Genomic DNA, 9,866 nt, shown 5'->3' on the forward strand with positions numbered 1-9,866 from the left:
GATACGGATTTGATAAATCAAAACGCAGATTTAAACGGATTTATGCCGTTTGTGGCGAAATTGAATGGCTGAAGAATTACTTCTGCGCGTGAGGGATAGTAATGAAAAGCCCAAAGCCTGACGAAGGAAGTGCGAGGACTTGTAACGAATAGCCCGACCCGTAGCTTTTCGAGAAGGGACACGCCCTAAATAAAAAATAAAAAAACATACCTTATATATATTGTGTGTGTTTTGTGAAACTGCTATATTTGCATTCACAAAATTATAATGATGATTAAGATTACATTACCTGACGGTTCGGTTAAAGAGTTTGAGAATGGCGTAACTCCTATGGATGTTGCCAAAAGTATTAGTGAAGGTTTGGCTAGAAACGTGATTTCGGCAGCTTTTAATAATAATACGGTGGAAACTTCGACGGAATTGACGACGGACGGTTCGCTTGTTCTATATACTTGGAATGATAAAGATGGGAAGAAAGCTTTTTGGCATTCGACTTCACATGTCATGGCACAAGTTTTAGAGGAAATGTATCCTGGTTTGAAATTGACTCTTGGTCCTGCAATTGATAATGGATTTTATTATGACGTAGATTTTGGTGATACTAAAATTTTAGAAGCTGATTTCAAAAATATTGAGAATCGTATTTTAGAGATTTCGAAAGAAAAACATGAGTTTAAATTACGTCCTGTTACGAAAGCAGATGCTTTAGAATTATATAAGGACAACCAATATAAGACTGAACTAATTTCGAATCTAGAAGATGGTACGATTACTTTTTGTGATCATGCTACTTTTACTGATTTGTGTCGTGGTGGACATATTCCGAATACTGGAATTATTAAAGCTGTAAAAATCATGAGCATTGCTGGTGCTTACTGGCGTGGTGACGAGAAAAACAAACAATTGACTCGAGTTTACGGAACTTCGTTTCCGAAACAAAAGGATTTAACTGATTATTTAGAACTGCTTGAAGAAGCAAAACGTCGTGATCATAGAAAATTAGGTAAAGAATTAGAATTGTTCGCTTTTTCTCAAAAAGTAGGCCAAGGGTTACCATTATGGCTGCCTAAAGGTGCTGCTTTGAGAGATCGTTTGGAACAATTTTTGAAAAAAGCTCAGAAAAAAGGTGGTTACGAGCAAGTTGTCACACCACATATTGGTCAGAAAGAATTGTATGTAACGTCAGGACATTACGCAAAATATGGAGCAGATAGTTTTCAACCTATTTCAACTCCAGCTGAAGGTGAAGAGTTTTTATTGAAACCTATGAATTGCCCACATCACTGTGAAATATACAATGTAAGACCTTGGTCATATAAGGATTTACCAAAACGTTATGCTGAATTTGGAACTGTATATAGATATGAGCAAAGTGGAGAATTACACGGATTAACTCGTGTTCGAGGATTTACACAAGATGATGCGCATATTTTTTGTACACCAGACCAGTTGGATGAGGAATTCAAAAAAGTAATTGACCTAGTATTATATGTATTTGGTTCGTTAGGATTCGAAAATTTTACAGCTCAAATATCATTAAGAGACAAAGAAAATAGAGATAAGTATATAGGTAGTGACGAAAATTGGGAAAAAGCAGAAAATGCTATTATCAATGCTGCTCGTGATAAAAACTTAAATACAGTTGTCGAATATGGAGAAGCCGCTTTCTATGGTCCAAAATTAGACTTTATGGTCAAAGATGCTTTGGGTAGAAGTTGGCAATTGGGAACTATTCAGGTAGATTATAACTTACCTGAACGTTTTGAATTGACTTACAAAGGATCTGACGATCAGCTACACAGACCCGTAATGATTCACCGTGCTCCTTTTGGTTCGATGGAAAGATTTATAGCCATTTTATTAGAACATACAGCAGGAAATTTCCCACTTTGGCTAATGCCAGAACAAGCTACAATCTTGTGTTTGAGTGATAAATATGAAATATATGCGAAAAAAGTTTTAAATCTGCTAGAAAATCACGAAATTCGCGCCCTAATTGACAACAGAAATGAGTCGATTGGAAGAAAAATTAGAGATGCAGAAATGCAAAAAACCCCGTTTATGTTGATTGTAGGCGAGGAAGAAGAGAAAAATAATACCATTTCTATACGTCGTCACGGACAAGAAGGAAAAGGAAATATTACGGTTACAATAGACGAATTTGCTAGAATTGTAAACGATGAAATAAGCAAAACATTAAAAACATTTGAAGTTTAACTAAAAATTAAGAGCCATAGCAATTAGAAACAGTAGAGGTTACCAGCCTCGAGTAGAAAAAAAAGACGAACACAGAATAAACAACTTTATTCGTGTTCCAGAAGTACGTCTTGTAGGAGAAAATGTTGAACCAGGAGTTATAAAAACTTCGGACGCAATGAAACTAGCTGACCAATTAGAGTTGGATTTAGTTGAAATTTCTCCAAACGCAGAACCGCCTGTATGTAAAATCATGGACTATAAGAAGTTCGTTTACATGCAGAAGAAACGTGAAAAAGAGCTAAAAGCTAAATCTACTCAAATTGTAGTTAAGGAGATTCGTTTTGGTCCTCAAACAGATGAGCATGATTACGAATTTAAAAGAAAAAATGCTGAGAAGTTCCTTAAAGAAGGTTCAAAACTAAAAGCATTTGTATTTTTTAAAGGGCGTTCGATTATCTATAAAGATCAAGGTCAGATATTATTGTTAAGATTAGCAACAGATCTTGAAGAACATGGAAAAGTTGAAGCTATGCCAGTTTTGGAAGGAAAAAGAATGATTATGTTTATTGCGCCTAAAAAAGGTAAATCGACACAATCGCCGCCAAAAGCAAAGGAAAATCAACAAAAACCAGTTGTGAAAAATACAGAAGCTCAACCTAGTTCTGGCGATAAAGAAACTGAATAAGACGACAGATTACTTTGTCACGTACCTCGCAATGACAGTACGATAGCGAATTGCTTTTGTGCAATTACAAGATAAGAATATTGATGAACGATAATGGATTGCTTCGTTCCTCGTAAAGATAGTAAGTAAGAATAAATTAAAAAAAACTAGGAAAAATGCCTAAAATGAAAACCAAATCTAGCGCCAAGAAACGATTTAAAGTTACTGGTTCTGGAAAGATTAAAAGAAAGCATGCTTTCAAAAGTCATATTTTGACCAAAAAATCTAAAAAACGTAAATTAGCTTTGACACATTCAGCGCTAGTTCACAAAACAGATATGAAAAGCATCAAACAACAATTAAGAATTATCTAGGAAGCCATTAGTAAAAAGTCAATAGCCATAAGTTTTTGAAACTTTTGCCTTTTGCCTAACTACTTTTGCCTAAATAATCTTTAGGTTAAAAATTATTTAAAATAACCTTGGAGTGGGCCATTAAGTACTTTCGATTAAATTCAAGTCGCCTTACTACAAAAAAACATTAAAATTATGCCAAGATCAGTAAATTCAGTTGCTAAAAGAGCAAGAAGAAAAAAAGTAATGAAACTAGCCAAAGGTTTCTTTGGTCGTCGTAAAAACGTTTGGACAGTTGCGAAAAACGCGGTTGAGAAAGCAATGTGCTACGCTTACCGTGATAGAAAAGTAAATAAGAGAAATTTCCGTGCTTTATGGATTCAACGTATCAACGCTGGAGCTAGATTGGAAGGAATGTCTTATTCACAATTCATGGGTAAAGTGAATAAGCACAATATCGAATTGAACCGTAAAGTTCTTGCGGATTTAGCTATGAATCACCCAGTAGCTTTCAAAACAATACTTAACAAAGTAAAATAACGTTTTATCAACAATAAATTTATATTACTTACTATAAGAAAATCCCAGTCGAAAGATTGGGATTTTTTGTTTCTATTAGGGTGTTACCACAAGGGTCGGGCTATGCACTTCAATCTTTTTTATCGGCAAAAAGCCTCAAAAAAGGATTTCCGTTTCTATCCCTAACACAAAATGACTCCTAAAATTCAACCCTATTTTTAACATAACTTTCAGAAAATTACTATATCATTTCCCTATTTTTGAAACAAACTAAAAAACAAATGAAAATAAAAATCTTAACCACTTGCTTAATACTAGGTATCACAACAATGAATGCACAAACAACCACTACCGAAAAAAAGAAAGATAACCAAGGTTACTCTTACGAAGTAGTAAAAAATGATAAAACTGGCGTTCGCGTTTACACATTACAAAACGGACTAAAAGTATATTTAGCTCAAAATAAAGACGAGCCAAGAATACAAACTTATATTCCTGTAAAAACAGGCTCTAACAATGATCCATCCGATAATACTGGATTGGCTCACTATTTAGAACACATGGTGTTTAAAGGAACTAGCAAAATTGGAACTCAAAATTGGGAAATTGAAAAAAAACTAATCGCACAAATTTCCGATTTATACGAACAACACAAAGCCGAAACCGATCCCGAAAAAAAGAAAGCGTTATACAAACGTATCGATGAAGTTTCGCAAGAAGCTTCAAAATATTCTGTGGCAAATGAGTATGACAAACTTATTTCTTCATTGGGAGCAAAAGGAACAAATGCCCACACTTGGCTAAACGAAACGGTTTATAAAAACAATATTCCAGCAAACGAACTGGAAAAATGGATGATTGTCGAAAAAGAACGTTTCTCAGAATTGGTTCTACGTCTTTTTCATACTGAACTTGAAGCAGTTTACGAAGAATACAACCGTGCACAAGACAACGACGGACGATTGGTAAATTATCAATTGATGAAAGATTTGTTCCCAACAACACCTTACGGGCAACAAACAACGATTGGAAAATCAGAACATCTAAAAAATCCATCTATGGTGGCTATTCATAATTATTTTGACACATATTATGTTCCAAATAATATGGCAGTTGTTTTAGTTGGTGATTTAGAATTTGACAAAACCATCAAAATGGTAGATTCTTATTTTGGAACAATGAAGTACAAAGAACTTCCAAAATTCAAATTAGTAACCGAAAAACCTATAACTTCGGTAGTAAGAAGCGAAGTGAAAAGTCCTACTGCCGAACGATTGATGCTAGCTTGGAGAACTGCAGGAGCAGGAACAAAAGAAGCATTACTATCAGATATTACTTCTAGTATTTTATCAAATTCTGGAGATGTTGGTCTTATAGATAGTAATATTAACCAAAAACAATTAGCATTAAGTGCTGGTGCATTTTCAACAACTTTCAACGATTATGGTTACCAAGCTTTAGCTTTATCTACAAAAGATGGTCAAACATTAGAATATGGCGAAAAAATGTTACTTGCCGAAATTGATAAGGTTAAAAAAGGAAATTTCGACGAAATGATGATTCCTGCTATCATCAATAACATGAAGCTTGATGTCATGAAAACTTTTGAAACTGGAGATGGTTTGGCAACAACGATTTACCAATCATTCATTCAAGGTAGAAATTGGAGTGATATTATTGCAGAAACTGACGAAGCATCGAAAATTACCAAAGCCGATGTGGTACAATTTGCTAATGATTTTTACAAAGACAACTACGTTGCAGTATATAAAACCAAAGGCATAAATGACAAATTAGTTCGTGTTTCTAATCCTGGAATCACTCCTATTCAGTTAAACAGAGATGCACAATCGGAATTTTACAAAACGTTTTCTAAAATAAATTCTGGAGATTTAGCTCCTGTTTTTGTCGATTTTAAAAAAGAAATTCAAACTAAAAAGCTAAAAAATACGACGGTAAGTTTTGTGAAAAACAAAACCAATGAGATTGCTAAGCTGTATTATATTTTTAATATGGGTTCGGATAACAACAAGAAACTGCCATTAGCTATCGAAATGTTAGATTATCTAGGAACTGATACGATGAGTGTCGAAGACATTAAAAAAGAGTTTTACAAAATTGGAGTTACCTATTCAGTAAGTGCTGGAAACGATTTAAGCTACATTTTTCTTTCTGGTTTAGAAAGTAATTTGCCAAAAGGTGTTGCCTTATTAGAAAACTTAATGAAAAATGTAAAACCAGATCAAGAAGTTTATAATACAACCGTTGCTACACTTTTGAACACCCGAAGTAACGCAAAAAAACGCAAAGAAAACATCATGAACGCATTGACAAATTATGCAAAATATGGTGCTAATTCTCGTTTTAGAGATATTCTTTCTGAACAAGAACTAAAAGAAATGAAAGCTTCTGAGTTGACAGATTTACTAAAAGACATAAACAATTACGAGCACCAAATTTTCTTTTACGGAAATGATTTGAAACCAATTCTTGCTTCGTTAGAAAAAAATCATAATCTAAATGCAAACAAAGCGATTCCTACAGCAAAAGAATATGCAGAACCAGTAACACAAGACAAAGTATATTTTGCAAATTATGACATGGTTCAGGCAGAAATGACTCGAATTGCCAAAGGAGAAAAATACAATTTCAATAATGCAGGAACTGTAAATGTTTTTAATAACTACTTTGGTTCGGGATTATCTTCTATAGTTTTTCAAGAAGTTAGAGAATCTAAATCGCTTGCTTATTCTGCTAATGCGATTTACAGAATGCCTGCAGACAAACTTTTGAGCGATTATATGCAAGTTTCTATTGGTACACAAGCCAACAAGCTGCCGCAAGCAGTAGATGCTATTTCGGTTTTACTAAACGAAATGCCAAAAATAGAAAAACAATTCAACAACGCAAAAGAGTCAAGTTTAAAACAAATTGCTTCTACAAGAATTGGAAAAACTAATATTTTCTTTAGTCAATTAGCACTCAAAAAACTAGGTTTCGATTATGATAATCGAAGCGATGTATACAAAAACATTCAGAATCTTACTTTAGAAAACACTACTACTTTCTTTAATAAAGAAGTAAAAACCAAAAAATACAATACGGCAATTATTGGTAAAAAGGAAAGTTTAGATTTTGAAGCCTTAAAAAAATTAGGAACAATTGAAGTAGTTACATTAGAAGAAATTTTTAATTATTAATTTTCATGAAAATCTCAATCGAAAGGTTGGGATTTTTTTGTTCATTATATAGCTTAAAAAAAAATATTATGGTAAAAGTTACAGCAATCGAGAACGAATTTGTTTTTGATATTCTAGGAAGTCACAAATTTTGGGCTTTTGAAAACAAAATTATAGTCAAAAAAGAGAATATTGTAAAGGCTTTTCAAAGTGATGAAGAATTTACTTTTTGGATAGGTTGGAAAATACCTGGTACACAACTGCCATGGGTTATTACTGCAGGAACTTATATAAAAAAAGGCAAACGCAATTTTTGGGATGTTTGTAAAAAGAAAAATGCAATTATTGTACAACTCAAAGATTCGAATTATAACAAATTGATTATTCAAGTTGAAAATCCAGTTGAAGTAATCAACTTATTAAATAATACTATTTAAATCGTAACTTTTATTTACTTTTATACACTTATAAAAAAACTTTCAAATTAGAAATTAATGAAAAAAATAATTTACACACTTGCTTTTGCTAGTGTATTACTAAGTTGTAAAACAGCACAAACAAGCTCAACGACTGTAAATCCTGAAGTTAATGTTTCTATCGATTTAAATAATATTAAAGATGACAAAGTAATGGTAACACTATTACCAACGCCAACTAATCTCGATATGGTAACTTTTAGCATTCCTAAAACAGTTCCTGGAACTTACTCTACAGATAATTACGGAAAGTATATTGAAAATGTAAAAGCTTTCGACGCAAAAGGAAATGAATTAGTTTTAACAAAAATTGATGAAAATTCTTGGAAAATTACCAATGCTAAAAAACTGCAAAAAGTAACCTATTGGGTAAATGATACTTTTGATACCGAAACTGGTGGTGGTGATTTTGGTGGTGGCGATGTGTTTTCTCCAGCGGGAACAAACATTTCTCCTGAAAATTTTATGCTAAACACACACGGATTTGTAGGTTATTTTTCAGACAAATTAGAAGTTCCGTACACTACAACTATTTCGCATGCTGCAACTTTATTTGGAGCAACTTCTATGACTGATACAGATGCTAGCAACACGCAAGATGTTTTTAAATCTTATCGTTATGCCGATTTAGTAGAACACCCGATTATGTATTCTAAACCAGATTATACAACATTTAAAGTTGATGATATGGAAATATTAATTAGTCTTTACTCTCCAAACGGAACTTATAAAGTAGCAGATATTGCTCCAGCAATGGAAAACATGATGCGTGCACAAAAGAAGTTTTTAGGCGCTATAAATAGTACTAAAAAATATGCTGTCTTATTGTACTTATCTGACATGAAAAAAGCTGATGCAAAAGGTTTTGGAGCATTAGAACACCCAACATCTACCACTGTTGTCATGCCAGAAATGATGCCAAAAGAAGCAATGGCAGAACAACTTAAAGATGTTGTTTCTCATGAGTTTTTTCATATTGTAACACCACTTGGAGTTCACTCTAAAGAGATTCAATATTTTGATTTTAATGCACCTAAAATGTCTAAACATTTGTGGATGTATGAGGGAGTAACGGAATATTTTGCCAATTTATTCCAAGTAAATCAAGGATTAATATCGGAAGAAGATTTTTATAATCGCATGTCCGATAAAATTAGTCAAGCAGCAGCGATGAACGACACGATCCCATTTACCACAATGAGTGCAAATGTTTTAGATAAACCATACAAAGACCAATACTTAAACGTATATCAAAAAGGAGCATTAATAGGAATGTGTTTAGATATAATTATTAGAGAAAATAGCAATGGTGAAAGAGGAATTCTAGACTTAATGCAAAAATTAACTAACGAATACGGTGTAACAAAACCATTTAATGATGATGAATTATTCGATAAAATAGTATCATTTACTTATCCTGAAGTAAAAACATTTTTAGAAACTTATGTAAGTGGTCCTACTCCTATTCCTTATGATAAATATTTCGCGAAAGTTGGAGTAACACAATCTAAACGTAAAATTCCAGGAAATGTATTCCTAAAAGGACAAGTGCCTTATATTACCGTAAATCAAGAAACAAAAGAAATAATGGTGCTTCCAGAAATAGAATTACCTGCTTTTTATGCTGTTCTGGGAATAAAAAATGGAGATATACTAAAATCAGTAAATGGTACAAATTATAATTTAGACAATATATACGACTTAATCATGTTAAGCCAAAATTGGAAGGAAAACGAGGCTATTAGTGTAAAAATAAAGCGTGACGGAAAAGAAAGTGAACTAAAAGGAACAATAAACCTACCTTATGACGAAGCGGAAGGATTACAAGCAACCGATGCGAGTAAAAGCGCTATTAAAAATGCTTGGTTAAAAGGTTAATAACTGAAATTATAATTAATATAAATCCTCATTTTGTACTGCAAATTGAGGATTTTTTTATTATTTTGCGGCAAATTAAAATTATGATGAACAAAATAATTATTACACTATTATCTATCACATTGCTTACTTCTTGTGGTGAAGAAAAAAAATCAGAAAACACCTTAGAAATTACCGGGAATATAAAAGGTCTTAAAAAAGGAAAGTTATACATTCAGAGGGTTCAAGACTCTACATTAGTTGTTCTTGACAGTATTATTATAAACGGAAAATCCTCTTTCGAAAGTACAATAAAACTCGATTCGCCAGAAATGTTGTATTTATATATTGATCGTGGTGTTTCAAACTCAATCGATAACAATTTACTTTTCTTTGCAGAACCAGGTAAAATGAATATTGATACCGATTTAGAATTTTTCTTAGCCAAAGCTAAAATTACGGGTTCAAAAAACCAAGAACTTTATGAGCAATACAAAGACATTATTTCTAAATTTAATGAACAACAATTGGGTTACATAAAAGATGAATTACTTGCTCTAAAAGGAAAAAAAGATATTTCCGCGGAAAATACTAAAAAACAAGATGCTCTTTTGAAGCG

General features: G+C 32.7%; 7 protein-coding genes and 1 pseudogene. All 8 read left to right on the plus strand.

What is annotated here, in order from left to right; translation table 11 throughout:
- The first annotated feature begins 270 nt into the window (after positions 1-270).
- Positions 271-2,217, plus strand: a complete 1,947-nt coding sequence (thrS, locus tag ACH2BG_RS03235; RefSeq protein WP_395046301.1) for a threonine--tRNA ligase — start codon at positions 271-273, stop codon at positions 2,215-2,217.
- A 22-nt stretch (positions 2,218-2,239) separates the two neighbouring features.
- Positions 2,240-2,779, plus strand: a pseudogene (gene infC / locus ACH2BG_RS03240) (translation initiation factor IF-3); the annotation flags it as partial.
- Between the two features lie 260 nt (positions 2,780-3,039).
- Positions 3,040-3,237 (plus strand): 50S ribosomal protein L35, encoded by a 198-nt coding sequence (rpmI, locus tag ACH2BG_RS03245; protein ID WP_022827375.1) that lies wholly within the window; start codon positions 3,040-3,042, stop codon positions 3,235-3,237.
- A 174-nt stretch (positions 3,238-3,411) separates the two neighbouring features.
- A complete protein-coding gene (rplT, locus tag ACH2BG_RS03250) occupies positions 3,412-3,756 on the plus strand; it encodes a 50S ribosomal protein L20 (RefSeq protein ID WP_395046296.1) in 345 nt (114 codons plus the stop codon).
- A gap of 260 nt (positions 3,757-4,016) precedes the next feature.
- Positions 4,017-6,935 carry a M16 family metallopeptidase gene (locus ACH2BG_RS03255; RefSeq protein ID WP_395046297.1) on the plus strand — a complete coding sequence of 973 codons (2,919 nt, stop codon included), beginning with the start codon at positions 4,017-4,019 and terminating at the stop codon, positions 6,933-6,935.
- A gap of 68 nt (positions 6,936-7,003) precedes the next feature.
- A complete protein-coding gene (locus tag ACH2BG_RS03260) occupies positions 7,004-7,351 on the plus strand; it encodes a hypothetical protein (RefSeq protein ID WP_395046298.1) in 348 nt (115 codons plus the stop codon).
- Between the two features lie 57 nt (positions 7,352-7,408).
- Entirely contained in the window at positions 7,409-9,268 is a 1,860-nt protein-coding gene (locus ACH2BG_RS03265) for a peptidase M61 (protein WP_395046299.1), read from the plus strand.
- 83 nt (positions 9,269-9,351) lie between these two features.
- Positions 9,352-9,866, plus strand: a 515-nt coding sequence (locus ACH2BG_RS03270) for a DUF4369 domain-containing protein (RefSeq protein ID WP_395046300.1), incomplete at its 3' end; no start/stop codon positions are given.

The sequence above is a fragment of the Flavobacterium sp. genome, from assembly GCF_043779715.1.
Classification (GTDB): domain Bacteria; phylum Bacteroidota; class Bacteroidia; order Flavobacteriales; family Flavobacteriaceae; genus Flavobacterium.

Bases quoted from the DNA above. Each gene is read 5' to 3' on its own strand.
- thrS (WP_395046301.1), top strand. From the start codon at position 271: ATGATTAAGATTACATTACCTGACGGTTCGGTTAAAGAGTTTGAGAAT.
- ACH2BG_RS03255 (WP_395046297.1), top strand. From the start codon at position 4,017: ATGAAAATAAAAATCTTAACCACTTGCTTAATACTAGGTATCACAACA.
- ACH2BG_RS03260 (WP_395046298.1), top strand. From the start codon at position 7,004: ATGGTAAAAGTTACAGCAATCGAGAACGAATTTGTTTTTGATATTCTA.
- ACH2BG_RS03265 (WP_395046299.1), top strand. From the start codon at position 7,409: ATGAAAAAAATAATTTACACACTTGCTTTTGCTAGTGTATTACTAAGT.
- rplT (WP_395046296.1), top strand. From the start codon at position 3,412: ATGCCAAGATCAGTAAATTCAGTTGCTAAAAGAGCAAGAAGAAAAAAA.
- rpmI (WP_022827375.1), top strand. From the start codon at position 3,040: ATGCCTAAAATGAAAACCAAATCTAGCGCCAAGAAACGATTTAAAGTT.